At 32.5% G+C, this 443-nt stretch carries 2 protein-coding genes; both read left to right on the plus strand.

Annotation, left to right across the window (positions count from 1 at the left end; all coding sequences use genetic code 11):
• Nucleotides 1-191, plus strand: a 191-nt coding sequence (locus D7V93_RS44070; protein ID WP_147451737.1) for an ArsR/SmtB family transcription factor, incomplete at its 5' end; no start/stop codon positions are given.
• A 41-nt stretch (nt 192-232) separates the two neighbouring features.
• Nucleotides 233-443: cation efflux transmembrane domain-containing protein (locus D7V93_RS47795; protein ID WP_147451738.1), on the plus strand; the 211-nt coding region annotated here is incomplete at its 3' end.

The following is a 443-nucleotide window of genomic DNA, read 5'->3' on the forward strand; positions in this document are numbered from 1 at the left end:
GTGTTGGAAATATCGCTATTTCTCTGGACATGGAACAGTCCGCTATTTCTCATCAATTAAAAACGTTGAAAGACGCACGCTTAGTGAAATCAAGAAGAGAAGGAAAAAGTATGCTTTACAGTTTAGATGACCTTCATGTTTTTAGTATTCTCGAACAAGTCTTAACTCATGTTAATGAATTAGAAAAATAAAACCAATTAGTATGTAGCATACAAACTTAGGAGGTTTTTAAATGTCAAAATCAGATAAAGACCATAATCACTCGAATCAGAATCAACCGAAAAAGAATATTAAAATTGCTTTCTTCATAAATCTTATTTTCTCTATAAGCGAATTTTTCTTTGGCTTTCTTTTCAATAGTGTGTCCATTATGTCCGACGCAGTTCATGATTTAGGGGACTCTATTTCAATTGGATTCGCTTGGTTTTTTCAAGGTTATTCAG

The sequence above is a fragment of the Corallococcus llansteffanensis genome, from assembly GCF_003612055.1.
Lineage (GTDB): Bacteria > Myxococcota > Myxococcia > Myxococcales > Myxococcaceae > Corallococcus > Corallococcus llansteffanensis.